At 70.1% G+C, this 26796-nt stretch carries 22 protein-coding genes and 1 tRNA gene; 7 read left to right on the top strand and 16 right to left on the bottom strand.

What is annotated here, in order from left to right:
• Positions 1 to 338: integrase core domain-containing protein (locus BM333_RS16215; protein ID WP_245777310.1), on the top strand; the 338-nt coding region annotated here is incomplete at its 5' end.
• 10 nt (positions 339 to 348) lie between these two features.
• Here the strand turns inward: BM333_RS16215 and BM333_RS14965 are convergent.
• The 7 genes from BM333_RS14965 to BM333_RS14995 all read right to left on the bottom strand — a co-directional run bounded on the left by BM333_RS14965 (position 349) and on the right by BM333_RS14995 (position 5783).
• Positions 349 to 600: a hypothetical protein gene (locus tag BM333_RS14965; protein WP_092313578.1), complete on the bottom strand. Its 252-nt coding sequence runs from the start codon at positions 598 to 600 to the stop codon at positions 349 to 351.
• An 84-nt stretch (positions 601 to 684) separates the two neighbouring features.
• A tRNA-Ser gene (locus tag BM333_RS14970) sits at positions 685 to 774 on the bottom strand.
• 84 nt (positions 775 to 858) lie between these two features.
• On the bottom strand, positions 859 to 1812 hold the full coding sequence (locus BM333_RS14975) for an NUDIX hydrolase (RefSeq protein WP_092313581.1): 954 nt from the start codon (positions 1810 to 1812) through the stop codon (positions 859 to 861).
• Between the two features lie 2 nt (positions 1813 to 1814).
• On the bottom strand, positions 1815 to 2408 hold the full coding sequence (locus BM333_RS14980) for a YfbR-like 5'-deoxynucleotidase (RefSeq protein ID WP_092313652.1): 594 nt from the start codon (positions 2406 to 2408) through the stop codon (positions 1815 to 1817).
• A gap of 113 nt (positions 2409 to 2521) precedes the next feature.
• Positions 2522 to 3412 carry a methyltransferase type 11 gene (locus tag BM333_RS14985; protein ID WP_092313584.1) on the bottom strand — a complete coding sequence of 297 codons (891 nt, stop codon included), beginning with the start codon at positions 3410 to 3412 and terminating at the stop codon, positions 2522 to 2524.
• 105 nt (positions 3413 to 3517) lie between these two features.
• Positions 3518 to 4390, bottom strand: a complete 873-nt coding sequence (locus BM333_RS14990) for an AAA family ATPase (protein WP_092313587.1) — start codon at positions 4388 to 4390, stop codon at positions 3518 to 3520.
• Positions 4391 to 4493: 103 nt separating this feature from the next.
• A complete protein-coding gene (locus tag BM333_RS14995; RefSeq protein WP_092313590.1) occupies positions 4494 to 5783 on the bottom strand; it encodes a lytic murein transglycosylase in 1290 nt (429 codons plus the stop codon).
• A gap of 905 nt (positions 5784 to 6688) precedes the next feature.
• Between BM333_RS14995 and ykgO the strand changes: the two genes are divergently transcribed.
• The 3 genes from ykgO to BM333_RS15010 all read left to right on the top strand — a co-directional run bounded on the left by ykgO (position 6689) and on the right by BM333_RS15010 (position 7667).
• Positions 6689 to 6814, top strand: a complete 126-nt coding sequence (ykgO, locus tag BM333_RS15000) for a type B 50S ribosomal protein L36 (RefSeq protein WP_045655953.1) — start codon at positions 6689 to 6691, stop codon at positions 6812 to 6814.
• 164 nt (positions 6815 to 6978) lie between these two features.
• Complete coding sequence (gene gapR / locus BM333_RS15005; RefSeq protein ID WP_092313593.1) at positions 6979 to 7254, top strand: nucleoid-associated protein GapR; 276 nt, start codon at positions 6979 to 6981, stop codon at positions 7252 to 7254.
• 83 nt (positions 7255 to 7337) lie between these two features.
• On the top strand, positions 7338 to 7667 hold the full coding sequence (locus BM333_RS15010; RefSeq protein ID WP_092313596.1) for a hypothetical protein: 330 nt from the start codon (positions 7338 to 7340) through the stop codon (positions 7665 to 7667).
• 165 nt (positions 7668 to 7832) lie between these two features.
• Here the strand turns inward: BM333_RS15010 and BM333_RS15015 are convergent, their stop codons facing one another.
• From BM333_RS15015 to BM333_RS15025, 3 genes are all read right to left on the bottom strand, one after another.
• Complete coding sequence (locus BM333_RS15015; RefSeq protein ID WP_092313599.1) at positions 7833 to 10601, bottom strand: TonB-dependent receptor; 2769 nt, start codon at positions 10599 to 10601, stop codon at positions 7833 to 7835.
• A 196-nt stretch (positions 10602 to 10797) separates the two neighbouring features.
• Complete coding sequence (locus BM333_RS15020) at positions 10798 to 12285, bottom strand: sigma-54-dependent transcriptional regulator (RefSeq protein ID WP_092313602.1); 1488 nt, start codon at positions 12283 to 12285, stop codon at positions 10798 to 10800.
• A 154-nt stretch (positions 12286 to 12439) separates the two neighbouring features.
• The gene (locus tag BM333_RS15025) at positions 12440 to 14254 is read right to left on the bottom strand and encodes a DUF4153 domain-containing protein (RefSeq protein WP_177221917.1); all 1815 of its coding nucleotides are present in this window, start codon (positions 14252 to 14254) and stop codon (positions 12440 to 12442) included.
• 365 nt (positions 14255 to 14619) lie between these two features.
• On the opposite strand from BM333_RS15025, the gene rplJ reads away from it, so the two are divergent.
• Together rplJ and rplL are read left to right on the top strand one after the other, a co-directional pair.
• Positions 14620 to 15135, top strand: a complete 516-nt coding sequence (rplJ, locus tag BM333_RS15030) for a 50S ribosomal protein L10 (protein WP_092313608.1) — start codon at positions 14620 to 14622, stop codon at positions 15133 to 15135.
• Positions 15136 to 15195: 60 nt separating this feature from the next.
• Positions 15196 to 15585, top strand: a complete 390-nt coding sequence (gene rplL, locus BM333_RS15035; protein WP_092313611.1) for a 50S ribosomal protein L7/L12 — start codon at positions 15196 to 15198, stop codon at positions 15583 to 15585.
• A gap of 66 nt (positions 15586 to 15651) precedes the next feature.
• On the opposite strand, the gene BM333_RS15040 is transcribed toward rplL, so the two are convergent.
• From BM333_RS15040 to BM333_RS15065, 6 genes are all read right to left on the bottom strand, one after another.
• Entirely contained in the window at positions 15652 to 17607 is a 1956-nt protein-coding gene (locus BM333_RS15040) for a M61 family metallopeptidase (RefSeq protein ID WP_092313614.1), read from the bottom strand.
• A gap of 17 nt (positions 17608 to 17624) precedes the next feature.
• On the bottom strand, positions 17625 to 19577 hold the full coding sequence (locus BM333_RS15045; protein ID WP_092313617.1) for a M61 family metallopeptidase: 1953 nt from the start codon (positions 19575 to 19577) through the stop codon (positions 17625 to 17627).
• A 112-nt stretch (positions 19578 to 19689) separates the two neighbouring features.
• A complete protein-coding gene (locus tag BM333_RS15050) occupies positions 19690 to 20196 on the bottom strand; it encodes an FKBP-type peptidyl-prolyl cis-trans isomerase (RefSeq protein ID WP_092313620.1) in 507 nt (168 codons plus the stop codon).
• Complete coding sequence (locus BM333_RS15055; RefSeq protein ID WP_092313623.1) at positions 20193 to 21413, bottom strand: RNA polymerase sigma factor; 1221 nt, start codon at positions 21411 to 21413, stop codon at positions 20193 to 20195. Before BM333_RS15055 ends, BM333_RS15050 begins: the two co-directional genes overlap by 4 nt.
• Entirely contained in the window at positions 21410 to 21790 is a 381-nt protein-coding gene (locus BM333_RS15060) for a YciI family protein (RefSeq protein WP_092313626.1), read from the bottom strand. Before BM333_RS15060 ends, BM333_RS15055 begins: the two co-directional genes overlap by 4 nt.
• Before the next feature lie 11 nt (positions 21791 to 21801).
• Positions 21802 to 22173, bottom strand: a complete 372-nt coding sequence (locus tag BM333_RS15065; protein WP_092313629.1) for a YciI family protein — start codon at positions 22171 to 22173, stop codon at positions 21802 to 21804.
• Between the two features lie 372 nt (positions 22174 to 22545).
• Here BM333_RS15065 and rpoB point away from each other — a divergent pair, with 372 nt between their 5' ends.
• On the top strand, positions 22546 to 26664 hold the full coding sequence (gene rpoB, locus BM333_RS15070) for a DNA-directed RNA polymerase subunit beta (RefSeq protein WP_092313632.1): 4119 nt from the start codon (positions 22546 to 22548) through the stop codon (positions 26662 to 26664).
• Positions 26665 to 26796 lie beyond the last annotated feature (132 nt).

Genomic DNA, 26796 nt, shown 5'->3' on the forward strand with positions numbered 1-26796 from the left:
AGGCCAACGTCGGCTGGCACTACATCGCGCCGGGCAAGCCCCAGCAGAACGGCTTCAACGAGAGCTTCAACGGCCGTCTACGGGACGAGCTGCTGAACGAAACTCTGTTCCGGTCGCTGCCACACGCCCGCATCGTGCTGGAATCCTGGCGGCGCGACTACAACGAAGCCCGGCCGCACTCCAAGCTCGGCTGGCTGACGCCGAAGGCCTATGCCGAGGCGCTTGCCGGAAAGATCGGCCGGCCTGCTGCGCTGGTTGATGGCTGCGCAGACCGGCCTCTTGCCAACCCCAACAACCCCAGCTCAGATCAACTACGGACTCTTGTTATGGCTGGATGAGAAACGGGGGTCACGTCATCTGGCGGTGAGTCAGCGTGACGGACTCACCGGCTGCCCGCTTCCTGAAGTTCTCGATCCTCGCTTCGACGTCGGAGAGCCAGGATGCGAAGGCGGACTTCGCCTCTGAGAGGCTGAGATCCGCAGGCCAGGTTCGTTTCTCTTCCCGCCTGCCGTACGCCTCCCGCACATCCGCGGGAATAACCTTGCGTGCCGCCCAGAGCCCGCCCTGGGTCCGCTTAAGCGCCACCATGCGAACAGCCATTTGTACCGCCCTTTTGTACCTAGGGCGGCCGATAAGTCCTACTGGATCAGCAACTTACGGATCGCCTTGAGCTCTTCAAGGCGGTGGCGGAGAGGGGGGGATTCGAACCCCCGGTACGCTTCCACGTACGCCGCATTTCGAGTGCGGTACATTCAACCACTCTGCCACCTCTCCGCGGGGCCGAACGTCTCTGGTCGAACGGACGGCCTAACTAGTCGGAGAGGGCCCGCGCCGCAAGCGGCCGGATGCGGAAAATCGTCAGCGCAGGGCGGGCAGGGGCAGGCCGAGGGCTTCGCCCGCGGAGAGGTCGCCGTCGGCCGCCCGGTAGAGCTCCGCGGGACGACCGCCGGTGGCGGCGGAGAGGCGGCCCGTGGGGCGCACCAGGCCGGTGCGCTCGACGCCGCGGCGGAAGTTCTGCTTGTGCAGCGACAGGCCGGAGACCGCCTCGGCGGCGGCCTGCAGGCCGGAGAGGGTGAAGGTCCCGGGCATCAGGTCGAACAGCACCGGGCGGTAGCGCAGCTTGGCGCGCAGCCGGCCCAGGCCGGTGGCGAGGATGCGACGGTGGTCGGAGGCCATCGGCCGGCCGGAGGCGAGGGCGGGCGGCGGCAGGTCGCGATCGCGCGCCGCCTCGGCCACCAGCCCCGCCTCGTAGAGCAGTTCGTAGCGCTCCAGCACCCGGCTTTCGTTCCAGCGCAGTCCGGCCCCGGCGAAGAGGGCGTCGATGCGCACCTGGCGACGCAGGTCGCCGTCCGCCCAGCCGGCGAGAGCCTCCAGCAGGGGCGGGAGGCAGGCCGGGGAACCGTCGCGACGATCCTCCCACGGGAAGAAGTCGAGTACGGGCGTCCAGCGCGCCTCGGCCAGGGGGGCGTCCGCGCCGTCGGCGGTGAGCGCCAGATAGCCGACCGAAACCTCGCGACGGCGCTCCGGACCGGGCGTGGCGCGCGGGCTGTCGCGGCCGAGGTCGCCGAAGGTGTAGAGCTGTTCGACGAAGCCGAGGCGGAAGCCGGTCTGGACGGTGACGAAGGCCCTGAGCGCCAGCTCGAAGGTGCGGTCGCGGACGGGGTCGAACGGACCGAAGGGCAGGGCGGCCGCGCCGTCCGCGCCGGGGGTGGTGAGAACGCAGGCGGCGCCGTCGCGCAGGGCGATGACCACGGCGGACAGGCCGATGCGGACGCCGGCCTGGTCGATCGACGGGTCCAGCGTCGCCGTCATGGCTATTCCGTATGCCAGGCGTCGGCGGCGGGGATCAGGCCGACGGCCTCGGCCAGCACCCGGTAGCGCTCGAGGTAGCGTTGCTGGGCCACGGGCGCGGGCAGGGGGTCGATGACCAGGTCGTAGCCGGCGGGCGGCGCCCCGAACAGGCCGAGCGACTCCTTCTTCGTGAAACCGGCCAGCTGGGTGGCCTCGAAGAAGGCGCAGGCGCGGTCGGCCTTCTTGATCAGGGTCTTGATCTCGACCGGGTTCTTGGGGGGCAGGCCGAAGCGGAGGTGGATGGCGGCCTCCAGCCGGGCCTCGAAGGCCTTGTAGTTGACGCCGAGCGCCGACTTGAACGGCGAGATCATGTCGCCGATGACGTATTCGGAGGCGTCGTGGAGCAGGGCGGCCAGGCGCCATTTCGGCTCCAGACCGGGCCGGATGTGGGCGGCGATCTCCTCGACCACGCAGGAGTGCTGGGCCACCGAGAAGGCGTGCTCGCCGATCGTCTGGCCGTTCCAGCGGGCGACGCGGGCGAGACCGTGGGCGATGTCCTCGATCTCGATGTCGAACGGCGACGGGTCGAGCAGGTCGAGGCGGCGGCCGGACAGCATGCGCTGCCACGCGCGCGGGGCTTTGGCGGAAGAGGAGCGGGGCGTGACGGCCAAGGCGGGTTCCTGTCGCTGGGCCGGTCAGGTGACCCATCCGGGCGCGACGATCAAGGGCGTTATTCCCCGACGTTGAGCGTCACCAGGTCCTTGGCGTCCTCGAAGGCGCGGCCGCGATCGCGGTCGCGGGAGCGGACGGTGGCGACCACGAGGGGGCCGCCGACGGGGCCGCGGGCCTCGTAGCCGACCAGCCGCCAACCTTCGGCCGAGGGCCGGTTGTCGGTCAGGATCCAGCTGGCCCGGGTCGCGTCGCCGGCGGCGCTGGCGCGGATCTCGGCGCTGTCGTTGCGGGCGCGGATGCTGACGTTGTCGCCGTCTTCGCCGCCCTGGATGTCGACCGAGCCCGAGCCGTCGTCGGCGTCGATGTGGAAGCCGCCGATGCGCACGCTGGCCTGGTCGCCGCGGGTCTCGATGTGCAGGCCGGGGAGGCGGACGGTGGCGTCGTCGCCGTTGGCGTCGACGGCCACGCCGGGGGCCCGCACCGAGGCGCGGTCGCCCGCCGACGCCGAGGCTTCGGCGGCGGCGTCGGCGCGGGTGGCCGCCGCGTCGGCCCGGGCTTCGGCCCGGGCGGCGTCACGCTCGGCCTCGGAGGCCGCCTGCTCGAGCCCGACCACGGCCTGCGGCAGGTCGCCGGACAGTCGTTGCTCGAATGCCTTCAGGGCTTCGGCGGGGGAGCCGCCGTCGAGGGCGACGAGGTGGAGGCTGACCTCGGTCCCGCGCGGGCCGACGTAGCTGCACACCGTGCCGCCGGCGCTGGCCGAACCCTTCCGGGTCAGGCTTCCCTGGGTCTGGGGGCACTGCAGGGCGTCGACGACCTTGAGCACGCCCTTGCCGGCGCCGTCGTCCGACGCGCGTTCGAGGCGCACCGACCGGGACGTCTCGACATCGCAGGCGGCGACGAGCGCGGCGACGGCGCAGAGGGCAGGAACCAGAAGGGGACGGGTCGACATGGGCGGTGTCCTTGTACGGCCTCTATGGTGATCCCGGCGCGCGCCATTACCAGTGAAATCGCGGTAACCGGGGTGTCCAAACCTGATCGGCGGCGTGGCGGAAGATTACAGTCCGGGCCGGCTTCCCTCGCGGCGGGCGAGGAAGGCGAGGCGCTCGAACAGGTGCACGTCCTGCTCGTTCTTGAGCAGGGCCCCGTGCAGCGGCGGGACCAGCTTGCCCGGCGTCTTCTCGCGCAGCACGGCCGGATCGACGTCGTCGACCATCAACAGCTTGAGCCAGTCGAGCAGTTCCGAGGTCGAGGGCTTCTTCTTCAGCCCCGGCGTGTCGCGGATCTCGTAGAAGGTCTTCAGCGCCTCCGAGACCAGCCTCGGCTTGATGCCCGGGAAGTGGACCTCGACGATGGCCTTCATCGTCTCGTCGTCCGGGAAGCGGATGTAGTGGAAGAAGCAGCGGCGCAGGAAGGCGTCCGGCAGCTCCTTCTCGTTGTTGGAGGTGATGACCACCACCGGGCGACGCTCGGCGCGGATCGTCTCGTCCGTCTCGTGGACGTAAAACTCCATGCGGTCGAGTTCCTGCAGCAGGTCGTTGGGAAACTCGATGTCGGCCTTGTCGATCTCGTCGATGAGCAGGACGGGCCGGACCGGAGAGGTGAAGGCCTCCCACAGCTTGCCCTTCTTCAGATAGTTGCGGACGTCGTGGACCCGTTCCTCGCCCAGCTGGCTGTCCCGCAGGCGGCTGACGGCGTCGTAGTCGTAGAGGCCCTGGTGCGCCTTGGTGGTCGACTTGACGTGCCAGGTGATCAGCGGCGCGTCCAGCGCCCGGGCCATCTCCCAGGCCAGCACCGTCTTGCCGGTGCCGGGTTCGCCCTTGATCAGCAGCGGCCGCTCCAGGGCCACGGCGGCGTTGACGGCGATCTTCAGGTCGTCGGTGGCGATGTAGTTCGAGGTGCCCTCGAACCGGTCGCTGGCGCGGGTCATGGCGGCTCCGGGTGGTGACGGGACAGCCGTAGCGAAGCCGGGGCGGGTTAACAACGATCAGGTGGGGAGCGCGTCTCCCACCCCGGGGGAGGGAGAATTATGATCAGCCCGCCCGCCGGATCAGCTCGTCGGCGAGGTCGGCGGTCAGGTAGCCGTCGGCCAGCCGCCCGGTCGCCTGCTGCCAGCGGCGCAGGGCGGCGCGGGTGTTGGCGCCGATGACCCCGTCGATCCCCTGCGTGTCGTAGCCGAGGGCGGTCAGGGCGCGCTGGGCGCCGATGCGCTGCTCGCGCGACAGCGGCGGGTCGTTGGGCCAGGTCGCCACCAGGCCCGGCTTGCCCTGCACCCCGTCGGCGGTGAGCCCGATGGCCAGGGCGTAGCTGACCGAGTTGTTGTAGCGGCGGATGACGTAGTGGTTAGGCAGGGCGAGGAAGGCCGGGCCGCGCGCGCCCTGGGGCAGGAGGATGGTCGCTTCCTCGGCGGCCTCGGCGGCGGTGGGCGAGGCTCCGTTGGCGAGGCGCACGCCGCGCGCCGCCCAGTACGACCACGGATGCCGCGGACCCTCGGCCTCGGCGTAGTCGAAGTTCGACGGCAGGGTCACCTCGTAGCCCCAGCTCTGGCCGCGCTTCCAGCCGGCCTGGGCCAGCAGGTTGGCGGCGGAGGCCAGGGCGTCGGCGTCCGAGCCCCAAATGTCGACGACGCCGTCGCCGGTCTGGTCCACGCCCAGCCGGAGGTAGTTGTCGGGCATGAACTGGGTCTGCCCCATGGCCCCGGCCCAGCTGCCCTTGAGGCCGGCGCGGGCGCGCCTGCCGTCGACGACGATGTCCAGCGCGTGCTTGAGCTGCTGCTCGGCCCAGTCGCGGCGGCGGCCGTCGAAGGCGAGGGTGGCCAGGGAGCGGATCACGTCGTTGTCGCCCTGCACCTGGCCGAAGGCGCTCTCCTGGGCCCAGATGGCGACGAGAATCTCGGAGGGCACGCCGAAGCGCTGGACCACGTCCCACGGCACCCGGTCGACGCGCTGGCGGGCCTGGGCGATGCGGGTGGCGGTGACGGCGTTCTGGACATAGGCGCCGGCCGGCCGGCTGAACTCGGGCTGATTGCGGTCCAGCCGGATCACCGAGGGATCGGGAACGAGGCCCTGCAGCTCGCGCTCATAGGCGGCGCGACGGACGCCGCCGTGGCGCGCGAGGAAGCCCTGCTTCCAGCCCTCGAAGCCGGCGAGGTCGCCGGCGTCGGCGGCGGGCGGCTGGACGGGCGCGGGGGCGGGCGTCGGCGACGACGGCGCCGGCTGGACCGGAGCCGGGGCGGCGCCGGGCAGGGGCGGCGGCGTCTCCGGCAGCATGGGGGCGCAGGCGGCGACGGTTCCGATGAGAACGAGGCGGAGGCTGAGACGCATGATTCGCAAGGTAATCTCCGGGCCGGGCAGGGCCTCATAACAAGTCCGCGAGACGGGTCGAAGGGCTACAGCGCCTCGGGGGAGAAAGCGTTGCCGTAAATTCCCCGCCGGGCGTCGTTAACCCTCATTCTTGTTGGTGCGGAAATCGCCACGGGCGTAGGGAAGCCGGGCGCTCAGCGGCCTGGTGGCGGAGCGGCAACGCGGCGGGGGTGCAACCCCGCAATCCCTCCGTTCGACTCGGAGGCCAGGCCTCCAGCGTGATTGGCGCGCTATCGCTCGCGCCGCGGGCGCTCGCTGCTTGAGCGCGGCCGGAGGCGGGCCTTCCGGAAGGCGGTTCCTACCCGTTGCAGACGCACAGGTTCTCCGCGACAACTCGGGCCAGGGGGCTTCTATGACTTTGGCTCTTATGATGGTGGCTGTGCTTGCCACAGGTGCGAGCCAGGATGCACCCTCGCCACGTCTCTGGAATGGCGATGAGGTCACCTTCCTCCGTCGCCCACAGCCTGAGTTCCCGACACGGGCCACCTCCAGCCGGGGCGAGGCGTCAGTGATTTGCGTCGTCAGGGCAAACGGAACGTTCGAAAACTGCCAGATTGAGACGGAAACGCCTTCGGGCGATGGCTTTGGACGCGCAGCCATCGTCGCCATGCAACGGGGCGCGCGTGTCGAGATGAAGCCCGACGGACCTGCGGAAGGTGAGCGTGTCCGAGGAGTCCTTCGGTTCTGGAACGGGCGCTAGGCGCTTCTGAGGCAAGCTTCCTCCGCTGGCGACCGCCTCCCACCCTGCGCGGCAATCCGCGCCGCCCCCGGTTGACGGCATCGCCGTCCCTCTCTATAGGCACCGCTCCCGCCGCAAGGTCCGCCTCGCGGCTTTTCTGTTTTCGCTTTTCCGAGGCCCGACGACCATGAAGGTCCGCAGCTCGCTCAAGTCGCTCAAGACCCGTCACCGCGACTGCAAGGTCGTGCGCCGCAAGGGCAAGGTCTATGTGATCAACAAGACCGACCCGCGCTTCAAGGCGAAGCAGGGCTAAGGGGACGCGCTCAAGCAGCGAGCCGCCGCGCGGCGAGCGCCAGCGCACCCAGAGACTTTCCCAAGGCTGCGGATTTTGTCCGCAGCCTTTTTCGCGTCCGGCCTTCCGCAGGGGGCCGCGACATGATTAGCCGTTCCCGACTGTTCTGACCGGAGTTTCCCGCCATGGCCGACGACGCCGCCTTCGACGCCTCGCCCGACGTGCTGACCGCCACCGCCCAGGGCCGTCTGCGCACCATCATTGAGCGGCTGGAGCGGCTCGAGGAGGACAAGCAGGCGGTGATGGCCGACCAGAAGGAGGTCTTCGCCGAGGCGAAGGGCGAGGGCTACGACGTCAAGACGCTGCGCAAGGTCATCCGCATCCGCAAGCAGGACAAGGCCAAGCGGCAGGAGGAGGAGGCGATCCTCGACCTGTATCTGTCGGCGCTTGGCGAGGTATAGGTTCCAGGGGCTCGGTTTTAGGTTTTAGGGTGCAGATCGACGGGTCATCGTCCCGAGACCCTAGCACCTGGAACCTTCTCCAGATGAAGCGAAAGCCGCCGCTCTCCCCCTTCGAAGCCCAGCGCAAGGCGGCGCAGCGGGCGGCGCTGAACGCGCTGAAGCGGGCGCGGCGCACGGCCGAGAAGGCCGGGGTGACCCTGTCGGAGTGGGAGGGCGAGTTTCTCGACTCGGTCGGCGAGCGCGTGAAGACCCATGGCCGCGCCTTCGGCGATCCCGAACTGGGCGCGCCCGGCCAGGCGCTGTCGGCGATGCAGGGCCGCAAGCTCAAGGAGATCGCGGCCAAGGCGAAGGGGGAGGAGCCGCGGAAGCGGTGGGGGCGGCGCGCGCCGTCCAAACCGGTTGATCCCACCTGAACCGTCACCCTCGGGCTTGACCCGAGGGCCTGACGTTCCGCGTCTCAGATCGGGAGAATGGGGCAAGGTCGTAGAGCCGTCTCCCGCATCTGAGCCGCCCCGACCTCCGGCCCTCGGGTCAAGCCCGAGGGTGACGGAGGTATCTTGTTCTCTCGCCCCTCGCCCCTAGAACAGGATCTTCCGGAGCGTCAGGCGCACCGAACGCCCCTCGGGATCTAGGAAGTCGGGCTGGTAGTTGAGCGGGGTCTCGGCGCCGTCGGCGGTGACCTCCGGCCGGCTGTCGAAAAGGTTCTGGATCCCGAGCTGGATGCGCGAACCGGCGAGCCACGGGAAGCGCTCGACCCACGAGGTGCGCTGGCTCAGGTCCATGAAGACGTTGAGGTTGACCGTCAGCTGGTCGGAGAAGTCGAGATCCGGGCCGGTCCCGCCGTCGATGCGGGTGCCGTCGCGCCAGTTGGCCATGACGAAGGTCCCGATTCCGTTGCGGAACACCCCGCCCATGGCCTGAACCTCGTGGCGCGGGCTGCCGCCGCGCGACGAGGTGGCGGCGCCGTCCAGCAGGTCGAGCACCGGCAGGCCGTCGGCGATGAAGATTTCGTCCTGGATGCGCCAGGTGTGGTAGACGGAGACGTGGAAGCGGCCCTGGCCGGGCTGCATGCCGCCGCCGCGACCGCCGCCCATGCGAACCTGATGGCCGCCGCCGCCGCCGCCGCCGCGCATCACGACCGGACCGCCGCCGGGGCCGCCCGGGCCGCGTCGGCCCGGACCGGCCGCGCCTTCGCCTTCCGGCCGGGGCGTCGGCGTGCCGAAGGCGCGCGAGAAGTTGAAGCCGGTGCGCAGGTCCTGCCGCTCGTAGCGGTCGAAGTTGAGCGGCCGGGCGTCGACGGAAACCAGGTTCCCGTCGGCGTCGCGCACGAAGCGGTCGGGCAGGGCGGCCTCAAGGTCCGGCGTCAGGGTCGGGAAGGCGGCGATGTAGTCGTCGGTGCGGCTCCACGTCCAGGTGGTGCTGAGCGACAGGTCGGTCTCGGTCAGCGGGCGCAGGGTGCCGCCGAGGCGGACGACCTGGCGATTGTCGGCGTCGAGGTCCGGATTGCCGCCGGTGAACTGGGTGACCAGCACCGTCTCGCCGGTGCGGAAGTCGAACACCGGCACATTGGGCGTGGCGATCAGCGGGTCGTTGAGCTGGCTGATGGTCGGGGCGCCCTCCTCGTCGGTCCAGCTGGCGAGGAAGGACAGCTTCTCGATCGGCGACCAGTTGACCGTGGTCCCGAAGGTGGACAGGCCGCCGAAGTCGGACAGCTCCTCGAAGCCGGCGTCGACGCTGACCGAGAGGTCGCCGAGGCCCGTCAGGACCTCGTTGCGGCGGCTGGCGATGGGGAAGTTGAGGCTGCTCTGGCCGCTGAGCCGGTCACGCGACTGGCCGCGCTCGGTGGTCACGCCGCCCCGGGTGCTGGTGGAGTCCAGCGACAGGGTGTCGGCCCCGACCTTGAAGGTCGAGGAGACGTCGCCGGCGGGGAGCTCCCAGACGTCGCCGGTCAGCACCAGCTCGGTGTCGAGCCGCTGGGACACCGAGCGGGCGGTGTCGTTGGCCACGCGGGCGAATGCGGCCGGGTCGAGGGGGCCGAACGGATTGGCCGTCGGATCGCCGGCGTTCAGGCGGGCCTGGAAGGGGGCGGCGGCGTAGCCGCGGCCGGTGACGGTGTCGGTCTCGGTGCGGGTGTAGTTCCCGGTGGCGGTCCAGCGCCATTCCTCGCCGATGAAGCCGTCGAGCACGAAGCCGAGCTCGCCCTGCAGGCGGTCGGTCTCGCGCTGCAGCGCCGCGGCGTCGTCAAGGTAGCGGAACACCTGGACGTCGTCGGAGAAGGGCGAGAAGGGGTTGGTCCCGGGCAGGCCGAGGCGCACGCCGGGCAGGCCGTTGAAGCTGCGGCTGGAGGTGTCCTCGAGGCTGGCGCTGATCGTCGCCTGGGTGGTGCTGTTCAGGTCGCGCTTGATCGTGCCGCTGACCTGGGCGCGTTCGGAGGCGGACAACAGGGTGCGGTAGGCCGTCAGGTCGCCGCTGCGGGGGTCGCCGGCGGCGGCCGCGAAGTCGGCCAGGGTCGGGGTGGTCGTCGATCCCGGGACGGGGGTGATGGCCACGCCGAGGGCCGGGTCGAGCGCGACGCACGTGGCCGGGGTCGCCGTCAGACATCCCGGCGAATAGGGATCGCTGGTGACGTTGCCGATCAGGTCGTAGGGCGTGGGGCCGGGGTCGCGGCGGATGTCGCGCTCGGTCTCGTAGAGGGGCGTCGAACGTTCGTACTCCACGTCCATCGACCAGCGATTGGCGCCCGCGATGCGCAGCAGATCGGCCTCGGCCTCGACCGTGGTGCGGCCGCCCTCGGTCGGGACGCGGCCGGTCGCCTCGTAGGTGGTCGAGCGGAAATCGGCCTTGAGTACGAAGTTCACCACCCGCTGCTCGGGCCGGTAGCCGAACTGGACGGCCACCGCCTCGGGCAGGACCTCGGTGCGCTCGATGGCCTCGGTGGGGATGCCGCGGATCTCGCGGAAGCCGGAGATGCGGCGGCCGTTGACGAGGAAGACCGGCTGAAGGTCGGTGCGGCCGCTGGAGCTGCGCGTGATCGGCTCCAGGTAGGTCATCAGCTCGGCGATGTCGGAGGCCCCGTAGGCCATGATCTCGTCGGCGCTCAGGGTGACGTCGGGCGGGATGTCGGTGTCGACGCTGCCGCGCTGGCGCGTGCCGGTCACAGCCACCGTCCCGAGTTCATAGGCGTCGCCGTCGGCGGCCGCGGGGGCGGGCTCCTGCGGCTCCGGTTCCGCCGGGGGGGGCGTCTGCTGCGCCGGCGCGGGCGTCGGCTGCGGCGCCTGCGGCTGGGGCGGCGCCGTCTGGATGACGCCGGCCATGAGTCCGGACAGGGCGGTGGTGACGAGGAGCATGATCGGGTCCCGGGGAGATACGAGCCGCTAAACGTTCCGCGTCCGCGTTTCCGTCGCATTGCAGCGACGAAACCCGGGGTTGCCCGGAACAGGGCGGCCGCACGTATACGCCGGAACGCACGCACGGATCGCCATGAGCGAGATTTCCTCGGGAATCAGGCTTCGCCGTGGCGAAGGGCCGCGGCCGCCCCGGAGGTCAGCCGGCTTCGCGCAGCGCGCTCTCCAGACCCTGTTCGCGCACCTTGCGGTAGAGGGTCGAGCGGCCGATGCCGAGCCGGCGGGCGATCTCGGACATGTGGCCGGCGTAGACCTCGATGGCGTGCTGGATCAGGTCCCGCTCGATCTCCTCGAGGGTGCGCAGATGACCGCGCTCGTCGAGGATGCGGATGGGGGTGTCGGGCAGGGGAGGCAGGTCGGGGGCGGCGCTTCCGGCCGACCCCTCCACCATCCTGCGCCCTGCGGGCTCCGGACGGTCTCCCTCCCCATGTTCCATGGGGAGGAGACTGGCGCTCTTGCCCGAGATGGCGGGGAAGTCGTGCGGCTGCAGGAAGGGGGCGTCGGCGAGCACGATGGCGCGATAGACGGCGTTCTCCAGCTGGCGGACGTTGCCGGGCCAGTCGAAGGCGCAGAGCAGGGCGAGGGTCTCGCCCGTGCAGCCGGAGACGCGCTTGCCCTCCTCGACGTTGAAGCGGGCGATGAAGTGCTCGACGAGGGCGGGGATGTCCTCGCGGCGCTCGCGCAGCGCCGGCGCCTCGATCGGGAAGACGTTGAGGCGGTAGAACAGGTCCTCGCGGAAGCGACCCTCGCGCACCTGTTCGGCCAGGTCGCGGTTGGTGGCCGAGACGATGCGCACGTCGACCTTGACCGGCCGCTTGCCGCCGACCGGGTCGATCTCGCCCTCCTGCAGGGCGCGCAGCAGCTTGACCTGCATGTCCAGCGGCAGCTCGCCGATCTCGTCGAGGAACAGGGTGCCGCCATTGGCCTCGGCGAACTTGCCGAGGTGCTTGTCGTGGGCGCCGGTGAAGGCGCCCTTCTCGTGGCCGAACAGGATCGACTCGACGAGGTTGGCCGGCAGGGCGCCGCAGTTCACCGCCACGAACGGCTTGCCGGCGCGGTCCGAGGCGCCGTGCAGGGCGCGGGCGATGACCTCCTTGCCGACGCCGCTCTCGCCGGTGACCAGCACCGGGATGCCCGATTTTGCGGCCCGCTGGCCCAGCGAGCGGACGAGGCGCATGGGGGCCGACTGGCCGACCAGGTCGTCGAAGGAGGTGCGGCCGGAGACGTGCTTCTTCAGGCGGCCGACCTCGGCGGTCAGCTGGGTCAGCTGCAGGGCGTTGCGGACCCCGACCAGCAGGCGCTCGGCCGAGACGGGCTTGACGAAGAAGTCCTGGGCCCCGGCCTGCATGGCCTTGACCACGGCCTCGACCCCGCCCGAGGCGGTGAGCACGATGACGGGGGTCGGCACGCCGGCGGTGCGGATCTCGGCCAGGGCCTCGAGCCCGCTCATGCCGGGCATGACCATGTCGAGCAGGACCACGTCGGCCCCGCCCCCTTTGGTCAGGCGGTCGATGGCCTCGCCGCCGGATTCGGCGTGGACAACGGCGTAGCCCTCGCGCTCCAGCACCGCCTGCGCCAGCCGGCGCTGGGTCGGATCGTCGTCGACGACAAGTACGGTCTTCGCCATGCTGGCGGCCCCTGTTCCATCAAAACCGGCCGGCCCTCGTACGGTGGAGCTGGCTCATTCCGGGACGGTTCTAGCCCCGACAAGGTGAAGATCGGGTTGGGGGGCAGGGTGAGCGGGGGGTTAAGGGAGGCGCGAGACCTGCAGGGAATGAGCGTCAGTCTGCAGAGCCCGGCGAAGTCCGCACGCCGCATTCGGGTGCATCGATGAGTACGGAGTGGCGGGTCCCGCCGATCTGCAGGTCCGGCCAGCGAGGCGCCAAGGGCTGCACCTGCCCCTGACGCAGCGCGTCCCGGGGGTCGGAGGCCGCGCCGGCTGGATCCGGGCAGCGTCGGCCGTACCAGCCGCCGCGGCGAGACCACCTGCCGTCGGGGCCGCGAGTCCACAGCCGGATGCCGGAGGCGTCCGCGACGAGCACTTCGCTCTCCCCATCGCCGTCCAGGTCGACAGACGAGGCGACGCAGGCGCGATCCGGCGCCGCGCCGCATTGGGCCCGGTCGTCGGTGGGGGGCACCGGAACGAGGAAGCCTTCCGGAAGGGCGGCGCCAGCGGGAACGACCTCGAGTCGCGGCAGGGTGTCCGGAGATCCGACATCGACAATGCGGACCGTGTTTTCGGTCGCCAGCATATTGCGGGCGTTGCGCACGATCACCGGATCGGCTGAGCGGGCGAGCCGCTCCAGCGCCCCCTGACCTGCCGTCCTGCTCCCGAAGCGCAGGAAGGCGTAGTCGAAGGCCTCCGGGGCCACCGCGCCGCGCTCCAGACGGGCCACCTGGTCGGCGACCGAAAGGCGGGCGGGGTCGAGCAGGGGGCTGAACAGGGCGACGATGAGCCCGAAGGCGACGACGGCGCCGGCGAGGGTGGTCGGCTCCACCGGGCGCATCCAGTCGCCCCTGCGCAGGAAGGTCCGCAGCGAGGCCCAGGCGTAGCCGACGGCGAAGACGGCGCCGACCAGCGCGCAGGCGAGGGCGATGATGCGGTCGGGTGTCAGACCGTGCTGGCCGATGCGCAGGGCGAGACCCAGGAAGGCGATGACGATCAGCGGAAGGAGCAGGAGGGAGCCGACCTGCACCGCCAGCCGAACCGCCAGCGGCGGGCGGTTCTCCGGCCGGCCGTCCTGGTAGGCGGCGTTGATCAGGACGATCAGGGCGGCGGCGGCGGCCAGCACCAGCGAGGTTCCGCTGCCGGTGTCCCACAGCCCTTTCAGCCCGGTGAACGGCAGGGCGAGGACGAAGCCGGCGGCCAGCACGGTCATGACCAGCAGCAGCCACGACAGCAGCATCAGGCCGACCGTGCGGACGCCGCGAATGAGGCCGTCGCGCACGTCGGTGAGGTGGACGGCCGTGGCGAAGACAAATGTGGTGACGGGGACGTAGAACCAGCTCTTCCGGGTCAGGTCCTCGAGGAAGTCGAGGCCGATGATCCGGAACAGTCCGGCCCCCAGAAACAGCAGGATCCAGAAGGCCCCGGTGAAGCCGACCGACAGCACCAGCTGCACGCCGGCCTTCCAGGCGGTGTCGAAGTAGACGGGAAAGGGCGCGATCCAGCGCCGCTCCATGTCGGCGGCGAGAACGAGGTGGTGGGCGATGAACAGGGCGGCGGCCGCGAATAGCGGCATGGGCGTGGTGAAGAAGGGCGGTCCCCGCAACGTGTCCGCGCTCTGACGCGCGACCTCATGCCAGCCCATCAGGGCGAGCAGGGCGACGGCGACGACAGTCCATGCCGCGAGGGTCGACCCGTGCATGCGCCCGACGCCGGCGAGCAGCAGGACCGGGATAAAGGCGAAGAGGAGGACCAGGATGACGAAGCCCGCCGGCGCCCAGGGCCAGCCGGTGACGCCGTCCGAGGTCCAGTGCAGCCACCACAGGGCAAGACCCTGCAGCAGGCCGATTCCCAGCCGGAGGGGGCCGAGCAGTCGGGTGGGCGGCCCGCGCAGGACGTCCCGATCCATTGCGTCTTCGGCGGCGATCATGCGTCGTCTCCCCTTGAACATGGAAGGAGAACCGGTTTCTCGGCTCATGGCCAGAGCCGGCTTGATTTTCCGCCGCGTCCGTGTATAGAGCGCGCCTTCTTCCGTCGCAGCTTCGGCCGCGGCGGTCCTGTCCGAGAACTTCGGGGCGTGGGGGCCACCCGTGCCGTAACTGCCAGAGAGCCCTCTGGCGCCGTGGGGAGATGGGGATGCAGACGATCCGCCGTCGGCCCGGTTCCGGGACGGACGGGGATGCGAGCTTCCTTCGGACAATACGACCGGCGTGAACGTCCCGCAGCGATGCGCGGCGCTTTCGCACTCCGGCGTCGGGAATGTCCCCGGCGTCGAACGACTGACTGGAGACCGCAATGGACCGCGCACAAAAGGCCGAGTCGATCGAAACGCTGAAGGGCGTTTTCGCCGACGCGGGCGCCGTGGTCGTGGCCCACAACCTGGGCCTGACCGTTGCGGACATGGAAGACCTGCGTGGCCGCCTCCGCAAGGAAGGCGGCACGTTCAAGGTGGTCAAGAACCGCCTGGCGCTGAAGGCGCTCGAAGCCGAAGAGGGCAGCGACTACCACGGCCTGTTCAAAGGTCCGGTGGGCATCGCCTTTGCGCCCGACGCGGTGACGGCCGCCAAGGTGACCGCCGAATTCGCCAAGGCCAACGACAAGTTCGTCGTCCAGGGCGGGTTCATGGGCGACAAGGTTCTGGACGCCAAGGGCGTGGAGACCCTCTCCAAGCTGCCCTCGCTGGACCAGATCCGCGCCTCGCTGCTCGGCCTCATCAACGCCCCGGCCACCAAGGTCGCCGGCGTGCTGCAGGCCCCGGCCGGCCAGCTCGCCCGGGTGTTCAACGCCTACGCCACCAAGGACGCCGCGTAAGCGGACCTTCCATCTCTGCAAACCTCTCTCTGAACCCATCCTACCGAAGGAACTATCCCTATGGCTGACCTCGCCAAGATCGTTGAAGACCTGTCGGCGCTGACCGTTCTGGAAGCCGCCGAACTCTCGAAGCTGCTGGAAGAAAAGTGGGGCGTCTCGGCCGCCGCTCCGGTGGCCATGGCCATGCCGGCCGGCGGCGCCGCCGGCGGCGCTCCGGCGGAAGCCGCCGAAGAGCAGACCGAGTTCACCGTCGTCCTCGTCGACGGCGGCGACAAGAAGATCAACGTCATCAAGGAAGTGCGTGGCGTTCGTTCGGACCTCGGCCTGAAGGAAGCCAAGGACCTGGTCGAAGGCGCTCCGCAGAACGTCGTCGAGAACGTCTCCAAGCAGCAGGCCGACGAAATCGCCAAGAAGCTGACCGAAGCCGGCGCCAAGGTCCAGATCAAGTAATCTGGCCTCAGCATCCGCTGAAGTTCGACGGGCCGGGGAGCGATCCCCGGCCCGTTTTTCTTTGGGCTACCGCCGCCGGGGCGCGAAGATGTCGGCGAGGCGGTCGCGGGTTCCCTCGATGCGGACGAGGCGCGGGTGGCGCAGGCCGTCGTGGTAGGGCAGCTCGACGGTGCGGAAGGCGTCGCCGCGCTTGATCACCAGCCGGATCGGCACCGACCCGCCCTTCGCCGCGGTCACCGCCGCGCGCAGGGCTTCGGCCGAGGCGACGCGGTCGCCGACGGCGACCAGCTCCCAGCCGTGGCCGAGGCCGGCCTCGAAGGCCGGCGAGCCCCAGCGCACGCCCGCGATCCGGTTGCCGCCGGCGAGGGTGAAGCCGAGCGAATACTGGAAGTCGTTGGCCCAGCCGCCCATCATCCGCTTCTCGACGGGGGTGAGTTCGTCGACGTACGTCAGGCGCCAGCCGGCGCGCTCGAGCCCGTCGAGCGGGGCCTCGGCGTCAGGTCCGACCGCGTCGAGCCGCTCGCGAAGGAAGGTCGCCCAGTCGTACGGGTGCACCGCGTTCAGATGCTCGACCACGTCTTCGAAAGTGTAGGGCCGGGCCTCCCAGACGCCGTCCTCGACGCCGTAGAAGGCCTTGGCGAAGTCGTCGAGCGACTTGCGCTCGTTGGTGGCCTCGCGGATCAGGGTGTCGGCGTCCAGCCAGATCAGCGCCGCCTCGCGGTAGTAGTCCCCGGTGCCGCGCATCCACGACGGCCACGGGTTGGAAGTGCGGTAGCCGAGCAGGTTGTGGTTGGTGGTGTCCTGCAGCGCCCGCCAGGCGCGGCCGGGCTGCTGGTCGTAGAAGCCGGCGATCTCGGCGAGGTTGACCACCGCCTCCTCCAGCGTGCCGAGGCCGGAGCGGGCGGTGAGCACGTCGCCCCAGTACTCGGTCTGGCCCTCGTAGACCCACATCAGGCTGTTCTGGGTCGGGACGTTGAAGTTGGGGACCAGCTCGTCGGACGGGCGGCGGAACTTGCCGTTCCAGCTATGCACGTACTCGTGGGGCAGCAGACCGCGCGAGCCGAAGGCCGGTGTGGCCGAGGCGAAGTAGTTCGGCGCCGCGGTGTTCTCGGACGAGCGGTGGTGCTCCAGGCCGATGCCGCCAAGGCGGGAGGTCAGGCCGAAGAGGAATTCGTAGCGGTCGAAGTGACGGGCGCCGAACAGCCGGTCCGCCTGCTGGACGAGGTTCTCGTACTTCGCGGTCCATTCCGGGGTGATCTCGATGGCGGCGGCGGTGTCGCCGACGAGATTGAGATGGACGTCCTCGCCGCGCGGATCGATCTCGACGCGGCGATAATGGCGGCCGGCGAACATCGGACTGTCGGCGAGGTGTTCGAGCGAGATCGGGGCGAAGGTCGCCACGCTCCCCTCCCGGGAGACCGTGTCCAGCGCCACGCCGTAGTTCCAGCCTTCGGGCAGGACCACCGACGGGGCGAAGGTGATGCGACTGTGATTGTAGCCGGCCGGGTAGAGGAGGGCCTTCTCCCACTGCAGGTTGACGATCTCGTCGGTCATGACGACCCGCCAGGTCGAGTTGTCCGGCTGGGTCAGCCACTCGAAGTCGACGTCGATGGTCTCGACCCCGGCCGGGATGTCGAGGTGGAAGGCGTGCGGATCGACGGTGTCGCGCACCCACTCGATGCGAGAGCCGTTCCCGGTGACGGTCAGGCCCGAGACCAGCTGGATCGGGCCGGTGTCGGCGTGGTTGCCGGGCAGGAATTTCGGATACTGCAGCACCAGCGGGCCTGGCCGGACCGGGATGGTCTGACGGGTGCGGATGACCTTGCGGGCGAGGTCGGTCAGGTCGACCCGGATGCCGATGGTTCCCGGATAGTCGACGTCCTGCGGAGCCGGAATCGGCGGCAGGGGGCGCGGCAGGCTGGTCGGGGCCGGAAGCGGGGTGTGGGCCTGGGAGGTCTGGGCCAGGGCCGGCGGGGCGGTCGAAACCAGCAGCAGGGCGAGGGCGGCGGTGCGGATCATCATGGTCGGGCTCCTCGCGATCAGCGGCGACGGGGGGCGAGAATGTCGCCGAGACGGTCGGGGGTTCCGGGAATGCGCTCGAGGTGCGGGTAGCGCAGGCCGCCCGCATAGTCGAAGCGGATGGTGCGGAAGCGCTCGCCGCGACGGACCATCAGTTCGACGGGGCTGGCGGGGTCCTTCGCGGCGGTGACGGCGTCGGCCAGCGCCTTGGGGCTGGCGGCGCGGCCGTTGACGGCGACGATGTCCCAGCCGGAGGTCAGGCCAGCCTCGAAGGCCGGCGAGTCCCAGCGCACCGAGGTGATGCGGTTGTCGCCGTTGGTCATGATCCCCAGCGAGTACTGGAAGTCGTTGCGGCCGTACTCGGCGTTCAGCGCCTTCTGGTAGTCGTTCTCGGTCTCTCGCCAGACCAGGCGATAGCCGCCCCGCTCGATGCCGCCCAACGGGCCCGCGGCCTCGGGGCCGGCCGCGTCGAGGCGGGCGCGCAGGAAGGCGGCCCAGTCATGGGCCTCGACGCCGTTCAGCGTCGAGGTCACGTCGTCGAAGGTGTAGGGCGCCGGATCCCAATTTCCGTCCTGCACGCCGAAGAAGGCCCGGGCGAAGTCGTCCAGCGAGCGGCGTCCGTCGGACGCCTCGCGGATCCAGGTGTCGGCGTCCAGCCAGATCATCGAGCCTTCGCGGTAGTAGTCCTCGCTGCGCTGGCGGCTGGACCACGGCTGCGGACGGCGGCGGGCGATGATGGGATCGTTGACTGTGTCCTGCAGGGGTCGCCAGTCGCGCCCGGGATTGTCGTCGTAGGTCGCCGCGGTCATGGCGAAGACGTCCAGCGCCTGCTGCTTCGTCATCAGCCCGGCGCGGGCGGTGAGCACCAGGCCCCAGTACTGGGTCTGGCCCTCGTAGACCCACAGCAGCGAGTTCTGCACCGGCTCGTTGAGGTTGCCGGTCAGCTGGTCCGCCGGGCGGCGCCACTTGCCGTTCCACGAGTGGACGTACTCGTGGCCGAGCAGGTCGCGATCTCCGAGGGTGGCCTGCGGCTCGGTGAAGTAGCGCGGATCGACGCTGTTCTCCGACGACCGGTGGTGCTCCAGGCCGATGCCGCCGAGCTCGTCGGTGACGGCGACGAGGAAGTCGTAGTGGTCGAAGTGGCGGGCGCCGAACAGGCGGTCGGCCTGGTCGACGAGGTTGCGGTGCAGTTCGATGTGGTCGTCGGAGGCGACCAGCATCTCCGGATCGTCCGCGACGACCTGCATGCGCACCGGCGAGCGCCCGCCGGGATCCAGATCATAGGTCCGGTGGTGGGCGCCGGCGAAGACGGGACTGTCGGCGAGATGCTCCAGGCTGATCGGCGCGAAGGTCGCCAGGCCGTCGGTGAAGGACTGCGTCTCCAGCGCCACGCCGTAGCTCCATCCGGCCGGCAGGCGCAGCGAGGGCCGGAAGGTGATGCCGGAGTGGTCATAGCCGGCGGGATAGAGCAGGGCCTTCTCCCACTGGATGTTGAGCATCTCGTCGGTGATCACCACCCGCCCCTGGTTCCCGTCGATCGGGGTCAGCCACTTGAAGGCGACGTCGAGCGAGGAGACGCCCGCCGGAACCTCGACCTGGAAGGCGTTGGTCTCGACCGTATGCCGCACCCACGGCAGGACCTGCCCGTTCGCCGTGATGCGCAGGTCGGCGACGTCGTCCACCGGACCCACCGGCCCGTGGTTGCCCGGGATCCACAGCGGGTAGAGCAGGGTCAGGGGGCTGGGGCCCGCGACGGGTATGGTCTGGCGCACCGAGACGATGCGGCGGTCGATGTCGGTGGCGTCCACCTCGATGCCGATGGTCCCGGGGTACGGGACCGCCCGCGGCTCGGGGATCGGGGCCAGCGCCACCGGCAGGGCGGGGGTCCCGACCTGGGCGGCGACCGGGGCGGCGCCCAGCAGCAGCACCGCGGCGCAGGCGGAGACGAGCAGGCGGGCGGGGGTGCGCATCATCGGGACTCGCGACAGCAACGGCGGGAGGCGCAGAACACCCGTGCGCGGCGGGGCCGGTCAACCCGCGACCGGAACCGTCGCATTAAATCCCTGTCATGTTCGAGGTTCCGGCTCAGGCCGCCGGCTTCACCTCGAGCAGTTCGACGGTGAACAGCAGGGTCGAGTTCGGCGGCAGTTCGTCCCCGCCGACCCAGCGCTCGCCGTAGCCGAGCTCGGCCGGGATGACGAACTCGAAGGTCTCGCCCTCGCGCATCAGGGCGACGCCTTCGGTCCAGCCCCGGATGACGCGGCCGAGCGGGAACTCGGCCGGCTCCCCCCGATCGTAGGAGCTGTCGAACTGGCGACCGTCGACGAAGGTCCCGCGGTAGTGGACCTTGACCGTATCGGCGGCGGTGGGCTGGCGGCCCGACGGATTGGCCCGCCCGACCCGGCGGTACTGGAGGCCGCTTTCGGTGGTGGTCCAGCCGCGGCGCTGGGCGTTGAGGCGCAGGTACTCGCGATTGCCGGCGGCCCAGCCCTCGGCGGTGCCGGTTCCGAGCTGGACGGCGGGCGCGGGCTCCGGCGCGGAGGCGCAGGCGGCGAGGGCGAGGGCGGCGACGAGCGGGACGAGGTGCTTCATGCGGCGACGCTAGCAGCGCGGCGGCGTTCGAGGAACAGGGCTTCGGCGCGGGAGGGGCCGAGGGCGAGGGCGGCCTCGTACTCGGCGGCGGCCTCGGTCATCCTGCCGAGGCGGGCGAGCAGCTCAGCGCGCGCCACGTGGAAGGGAAGCCATCCGCGCGCGGCCGCGGCGTCGAGCTGGAGGAGAGCGGTCGCGGGTCCCTCGACTTCGGACAGCGCAACGGCCCGGTTGGTGCGGATCACAGGATCGTCCCGAAGCGTCAGCAAGGCGTCGTAGAGGCGAAGGATGTCCCGCCAGGGAGTCTCGCCCGCTTGGCGACGGCTCGCGTGGGCGGCGTGGATCGCCGCCTGTAGCGCCCGCGGTCCGGGAGAGCCGGAGCGGGCCATGGCGGCGGACGCGGCGAGGAAAGCCTCGCCCTGCCGTAGGAGAGCAGCGTCCCACTCGCGCGCGTCCTGGGCGGCGAGCGGGACCATCGCCCCGGCGTCGTCGAGGCGGGCCGGGCGTCGGGCCTCGGCCAGATGAATCGTGGCGGCCAGCGCCTGCGCCTCGGCGTCGGTCGGGGCGAGGCGGGCGAGCAGGGCGGAGAGGGCGAGCATCTCGCGGGCGAAGTCCGCGTGCGGGCCGGCGAGGGCGGCGTCGGCGTGGGCCTCGGCGTAGGCGATCTCCAGCGTCGACAGGACGGCGTCCATGCGCTCGGGCCAGCGGTCGGACGCGGGAACCTCGAACGGGACTCCGGCGGCGGCGATCTTGCGCCTGGCGCGCACCAGCCGCTGGGCCAGCGTCGCTTCCGGCACGAGGAAGGCGGCGGCGATCTCGGCCGTGGTCAGGCCGCAGACGGCCCTGAGGGTCAGGGCCGCCCGCGCCTCGGTGGCCACGGCCGGATGGCAGCAGACGAAGATCAGCCGCAGCCGCTCGTCGGGGATGGGCTCGTCGAGGGACATGGCGTGGTCCTCGGGCGTGGGCGTTGGCGCCGGTTCGTCCGGTCGGTGCGCCGCCGCGGTGCGGCGGCGGCGCAGCCGGTCCAGCGCCGCCCGCCGCGCCACCGCGTAGAGCCAGGCGGCGGGATCGGCGGGCGGGCCGTCGACCCAGTCGCGCGCCGCCTTCAGACAGGCGTCGGCGAAGACCTCCTCGGCGAGGTCGAGATCGCGGAACCGGGCGGCGAGGGCCGAGACGACCCGCCCGCCGGCGGCGCGGAAGGTCGCCTCGAGCGGCGTCACGCCGGAGGCTCGCCTTCGAAGCAGGGCCGGATCTCGATCGAGGCGGCCGTGTCGAGCGGCAGCTTGCGCGCCCAGGCCACGGCCGCCTCCATGTCCGGCGCCTCGATCAGGTAGAAGCCGCCCAACTGTTCGCGGGTCTCGGCGAACGGTCCGTCATGGACGGTGCGCGCGCCGCCTGCGGAGACGCGCAGGGTCCGGGCGGAGGCGACCGGCCGGAGTCCGGCGCCGCCGCGGACGGCTCCGGCGGCCTCGAGTTCGGCCCAGTAGGCGTCATGGCGGGCCATGATCTCCTTCCAGGCCGGCGTGTCGTAGCCGGTTTCGTCGCGGTAGCCGGGCGCGTCGTCCTCGGCGCCGTAGATCAGCAGGGCGAACTGCATGGCGGCCTCCTTCAGTCCTGTCCCGGCTGGGGCATGTCGAGGCAGGGGCGGATTTCGATGGAGGCGTTCGCCGCCACCGGCAGCTTCTTCGCCCAGGCGATGGCCTCGTCGAGGTCGGCGGCCTCGATCAGATAGAAGCCGCCCAGCTGCTCGCGAGTCTCGGCGAAGGGGCCGTCGTGAACGGTGCGGCCGGCGCCGGTGACGCGCACGGTGGTGGCCGTGTCCGAGTGGCGGAGGCCGGAGCCGCCGCGCAGCAGGCCCCTCTCGTGGAGGTCTCCGGCGAAGGCTTCGTGGGCCGCAAGGACCGCGCGCCAGGCCTCGCCCTGCTCGCCGTCCGGATAGGATTCCGCCTCGTTCTCGTAGATGATCAGCGCGTACTGCATGCGGTGGTTTCCCCGTCGCCCGACCGGCCGATCCGATCATGCGCGACAGCAGGGAGACGCGCGAGAGGGGCGGGTTTCGACAGCGCTCCGAACTTTTTCCGCGCCCACCTTTATTTCGCCGTCAAAGCGAGTATATCAGCGCGTTCCGCCAACTCCGTCACGAGTCTGCGCGAAAAGCGCCGAGGCCCGGTTTGTCGCCCTCCGACCGGTGCGAAGGCGCGCCCCTCCCCAAGGGGGCCCGAATTTCAGGCGTCCTGGAGCCGAAAGGCCCGAGGGTGGACGCCGACACCGATGGCCGCGGATCGCCTGATGGCGACCCGTGGCTGCTGCATTGAGCGCGGGCTGCCCGGCCCGCCGCATTGGGAAGACAGAATGGCCAAGTCCAAAGCGGAACTCACCGTCAACGGTCAGTTCCTCACCGCCACCTCGTTCACCGGCAAGAAGCGCATCCGCCACTCGTTCGGCCGCATCCCGGAAGCGGTGCAGATGCCGAACCTGATCGAGGTCCAGCGCGCGTCGTACGAGCAGTTCCTCCAGCGCGAGGGCCGTCCGGGCCAGCGCACCGACGAGGGCATCGAGGCGGTCTTCAAGTCGGTCTTCCCGATCAAGGACTTCAACGAACGCGCCATCCTCGAATACGTCTCCTACGAGTTCGAGGAGCCGAAGTACGACGTCGAGGAATGCATCCAGCGCGACATGACCTACGCCGCGCCGCTGAAGGTCAAGCTGCGCCTGATCGTGTTCGAGATGGACGAGGAGACCGGCGCGCGCTCGGTCAAGGACATCAAGGAGCAGGACGTCTACATGGGCGACATCCCGCTCATGACGGACAAGGGCACCTTCATCGTCAACGGGACCGAGCGGGTGATCGTGTCCCAGATGCACCGTTCGCCGGGCGTCTTCTTCGACCACGACAAGGGCAAGACGCACAGCTCGGGCAAGCTGCTGTTCGCCGCCCGCGTCATCCCCTACCGCGGCTCGTGGCTCGATTTCGAGTTCGACGCCAAGGACATCGTCTACGTCCGCATCGACCGCCGCCGGAAGCTGCCGGCCACCACCTTCCTGATGGCCCTCGGCATGGACGGCGAGGAGATCCTCAAGACCTTCTACGAGACCGTCCCCTACGAGAAGCGCGGCGAAGGCTGGGTCACGCCGTACAAGCCCGAGCGCTGGCGCGGGGTGAAGCCGGAATTCGACCTGGTCGACGCCGACACCGGTGAAGTGGTCGCCCCGGCCGGGACCAAGATCAGCGCCCGCCAGGCCAAGAAGCTGGCCGACAACGGCCTGAAGTCGCTGTCGCTGGCCGCCGACGCCCTGCTGACCAAGTACCTGGCCGCCGACGCGGTCGACTATTCGACCGGCGAGATCTTCGCCGAGGCCGGCGACGAGCTGGACCAGGCCACGATCAACCTGCTGGAAGAGAAGGGCTTCACCACCATCGACGTGCTCGACATCGATCACGTCACGGTCGGCGCCTACATGCGCAACACGCTGCGGGTGGACAAGAACACCGGCCGCGAGGACGCGCTCTTCGACGTCTACCGCGTGATGCGTCCGGGCGAGCCGCCGACGCCGGAAGCCGCCGAAGCCATGTTCCAGTCGCTGTTCTTCGACAGCGAGCGCTACGACCTGTCGGCCGTGGGTCGGGTCAAGATGAACATGCGCCTGGAGAGCCCCGAGGTCTCGGACGAGATCCGCGTGCTGCGCAAGGAGGACGTGCTCAAGGTCCTGCAGATCCTCGTCGGCCTGAAGGACGGCCAGGGCGAGATCGACGACATCGACAACCTCGGCAACCGCCGGGTCCGCTCGGTCGGCGAACTGCTGGAGAACCAGTACCGCGTCGGCCTGCTGCGCATGGAGCGGGCGATCAAGGAGCGCATGAGCTCGGTCGACATCGATACGGTCATGCCGCACGACCTGATCAACGCCAAGCCGGCCGCGGCGGCGGTGCGTGAGTTCTTCGGCAGCTCACAGCTGTCGCAGTTCATGGACCAGACCAACCCGCTGTCGGAGATCACCCACAAGCGCCGTCTCTCGGCGCTCGGCCCGGGCGGCCTGACCCGCGAGCGCGCCGGCTTCGAGGTGCGCGACGTGCACCCGACCCACTACGGCCGCATCTGCCCGATCGAGACGCCGGAAGGCCCGAACATCGGCCTGATCAACTCGCTGGCCACCCACGCCCGGGTGAACAAGTACGGCTTCATCGAGAGCCCGTACCGCCGGGTGAAGGACGGCAAGGCCCAGGACGAGGTGGTCTACATCTCGGCCATGGAAGAGGCGAAGCACGTCATCGCCCAGGCCAACATCGAGCTGAAGGACGGCGAGATCGTCGAGGACCTGGTCCCGGGCCGGATCAACGGCGAATCCCAGCTGCTGACCAAGGCCGACGTCGACATGATGGACGTGTCGCCGAAGCAGGTCGTGTCTGTCGCCGCGGCGCTGATCCCGTTCCTCGAGAACGACGACGCCAACCGCGCGCTGATGGGCGCGAACATGCAGCGTCAGGCCGTGCCGCTGGTGCAGTCGGACGCGCCGCTGGTCGGCACCGGCATGGAGGCGGTCGTGGCCGTCGACTCCGGCGCCGTCGTGGTGGCCCGTCGTGACGGCGTCGTCGAGCAGATCGACGGCACCCGCATCGTCGTGCGCGCCACCGGCGACCTCGACGCCGGCCGCTCGGGCGTCGACATCTACCGCCTGTCGAAGTTCCAGCGCTCGAACCAGTCGACCTGCATCAACCAGCGCCCGATCGTGCGCGTGGGCGACGAAGTGAAGGCCGGCGACGTCATCGCCGACGGCCCCTCGACGGACCTGGGCGAACTGGCGCTGGGCCGCAACGCCCTCGTCGCCTTCATGCCGTGGAACGGCTACAACTTCGAAGACTCGATCCTGATCTCCGAGCGTATCGTGCGCGACGACGTCTTCACCTCGATCCACATCGAGGAGTTCGAGGTCATGGCCCGCGACACCAAGCTCGGGCCGGAAGAGATCACTCGCGACATCCCGAACGTCGGCGAAGAGGCCCTGCGCAACCTCGACGAGGCGGGCATCGTGGCCATCGGCGCCGAGGTCCAGCCGGGCGACATCCTGGTCGGCAAGGTGACGCCGAAGGGCGAAAGCCCGATGACCCCGGAAGAGAAGCTGCTGCGCGCCATCTTCGGCGAGAAGGCTTCGGACGTGCGCGACACCTCGCTGCGGCTGCCGCCGGGCGTGGCCGGCACCATCGTCGACGTGCGCGTCTTCAACCGCCACGGCGTCGACAAGGACGAGCGCGCCCTGGCCATCGAGCGCGCCGAGATCGAACGTCTGGGCAAGGACCGCGATGACGAGCTCAAGATCCTCGAGCGCAACGTCTACGGCCGACTGAAGCCGCTGCTGCTGGGCCGGAACGCCGTCTCGGGCCCGAAGGGCCTGGGCCGCGGCGAGATCACCGAGGACAAGCTGGGCGAACTGTCGCGCGGCCTGTGGTGGCAGATCGCCCTCGACGACGAAAAGGCCATGGGCGAGCTCGAGGCCATGAAGAAGTCGTTCGAGGACGCCCGCAAGGCGCTCGACCGCCGCTTCGAGGACAAGGTCGAGAAGCTTCAGCGCGGCGACGAACTGCCGCCAGGCGTGATGAAGATGGTCAAGGTCTTCGTGGCCGTGAAGCGCAAGCTTCAGCCGGGCGACAAGATGGCCGGCCGTCACGGCAACAAGGGCGTCATCTCCAAGATCCTGCCGATCGAGGACATGCCGCACCTCGAGGACGGCACGACCGTCGACCTGGTGCTGAACCCGCTGGGCGTGCCCTCGCGCATGAACATCGGCCAGATCTTCGAGACCCACCTCGGGTGGGCCGCCGCGGGTCTGGGCAAGCAGATCCAGGGTCTGCTGGAAGCCTGGCAACAGGGCGGCCAGAAGCAGGCGCTGATCGATCACCTGCAGGGCATCTACGGCAAGGACACGCCGTTGCCGGAGTCGGAAGAGGAGCTGGTCGAGCTGGCCCGGAACCTGTCGAAGGGCGTGCCCTTCGCCACGCCGGTGTTCGACGGCGCCCACATCAACGACATCGAGAACCTGCTGGAGAAGGCGGGGCTGGACCGTTCGGGCCAGTCGATCGTCTACGACGGGCAGACCGGCGAGCAGTTCAAGCGCCCGGTCACGGTCGGCTACATCTACATGCTGAAGCTGCACCACCTGGTGGACGACAAGATCCACGCCCGCTCGATCGGCCCGTACTCGCTGGTCACCCAGCAGCCGCTGGGCGGCAAGGCGCAGTTCGGCGGCCAGCGCTTCGGCGAGATGGAGGTGTGGGCGCTGGAAGCCTACGGCGCCGCCTACACCCTGCAGGAGATGCTGACGGTGAAGTCGGACGACGTGGCCGGCCGCACCAAGGTCTACGAGGCCATCGTCCGCGGCGACGACAGCTTCGAGGCGGGCATTCCCGAGAGCTTCAACGTGCTCGTCAAGGAAATGCGCTCGCTGGGCCTGAACGTGGAGCTGGAGAACAGCTGAGGCGCGCGGGGCGCGCCTCAGGGTGGCGGGTGACTGGTGATTGGCGGCTGAACGCCGTCGTCGCCGTCACCAACCACCAATCACCAGCCACCAGACACTATTTTTCGCGGCCTAGTCCGCAGAAGGAAACAA

Source organism: Brevundimonas viscosa, assembly GCF_900116065.1.
Lineage (GTDB): Bacteria > Pseudomonadota > Alphaproteobacteria > Caulobacterales > Caulobacteraceae > Brevundimonas > Brevundimonas viscosa.

Coding starts and splice junctions, on each gene's coding strand:
- BM333_RS14965 (WP_092313578.1), bottom strand. CDS start 600: ATGGCTGTTCGCATGGTGGCGCTTAAGCGGACCCAGGGCGGGCTCTGG.
- BM333_RS14975 (WP_092313581.1), bottom strand. CDS start 1,812: ATGACGGCGACGCTGGACCCGTCGATCGACCAGGCCGGCGTCCGCATC.
- BM333_RS14980 (WP_092313652.1), bottom strand. CDS start 2,408: ATGCTGTCCGGCCGCCGCCTCGACCTGCTCGACCCGTCGCCGTTCGAC.
- BM333_RS14985 (WP_092313584.1), bottom strand. CDS start 3,412: ATGTCGACCCGTCCCCTTCTGGTTCCTGCCCTCTGCGCCGTCGCCGCG.
- BM333_RS14990 (WP_092313587.1), bottom strand. CDS start 4,390: ATGACCCGCGCCAGCGACCGGTTCGAGGGCACCTCGAACTACATCGCC.
- BM333_RS14995 (WP_092313590.1), bottom strand. CDS start 5,783: ATGCGTCTCAGCCTCCGCCTCGTTCTCATCGGAACCGTCGCCGCCTGC.
- ykgO (WP_045655953.1), top strand. CDS start 6,689: ATGAAGGTCCGCAGCTCGCTCAAGTCGCTCAAGACCCGTCACCGCGAC.
- gapR (WP_092313593.1), top strand. CDS start 6,979: ATGGCCGACGACGCCGCCTTCGACGCCTCGCCCGACGTGCTGACCGCC.
- BM333_RS15010 (WP_092313596.1), top strand. CDS start 7,338: ATGAAGCGAAAGCCGCCGCTCTCCCCCTTCGAAGCCCAGCGCAAGGCG.
- BM333_RS15015 (WP_092313599.1), bottom strand. CDS start 10,601: ATGCTCCTCGTCACCACCGCCCTGTCCGGACTCATGGCCGGCGTCATC.
- BM333_RS15020 (WP_092313602.1), bottom strand. CDS start 12,285: ATGGCGAAGACCGTACTTGTCGTCGACGACGATCCGACCCAGCGCCGG.
- BM333_RS15025 (WP_177221917.1), bottom strand. CDS start 14,254: ATGATCGCCGCCGAAGACGCAATGGATCGGGACGTCCTGCGCGGGCCG.
- rplJ (WP_092313608.1), top strand. CDS start 14,620: ATGGACCGCGCACAAAAGGCCGAGTCGATCGAAACGCTGAAGGGCGTT.
- rplL (WP_092313611.1), top strand. CDS start 15,196: ATGGCTGACCTCGCCAAGATCGTTGAAGACCTGTCGGCGCTGACCGTT.
- BM333_RS15040 (WP_092313614.1), bottom strand. CDS start 17,607: ATGATGATCCGCACCGCCGCCCTCGCCCTGCTGCTGGTTTCGACCGCC.
- BM333_RS15045 (WP_092313617.1), bottom strand. CDS start 19,577: ATGATGCGCACCCCCGCCCGCCTGCTCGTCTCCGCCTGCGCCGCGGTG.
- BM333_RS15050 (WP_092313620.1), bottom strand. CDS start 20,196: ATGAAGCACCTCGTCCCGCTCGTCGCCGCCCTCGCCCTCGCCGCCTGC.
- BM333_RS15060 (WP_092313626.1), bottom strand. CDS start 21,790: ATGCAGTTCGCCCTGCTGATCTACGGCGCCGAGGACGACGCGCCCGGC.
- BM333_RS15065 (WP_092313629.1), bottom strand. CDS start 22,173: ATGCAGTACGCGCTGATCATCTACGAGAACGAGGCGGAATCCTATCCG.
- rpoB (WP_092313632.1), top strand. CDS start 22,546: ATGGCCAAGTCCAAAGCGGAACTCACCGTCAACGGTCAGTTCCTCACC.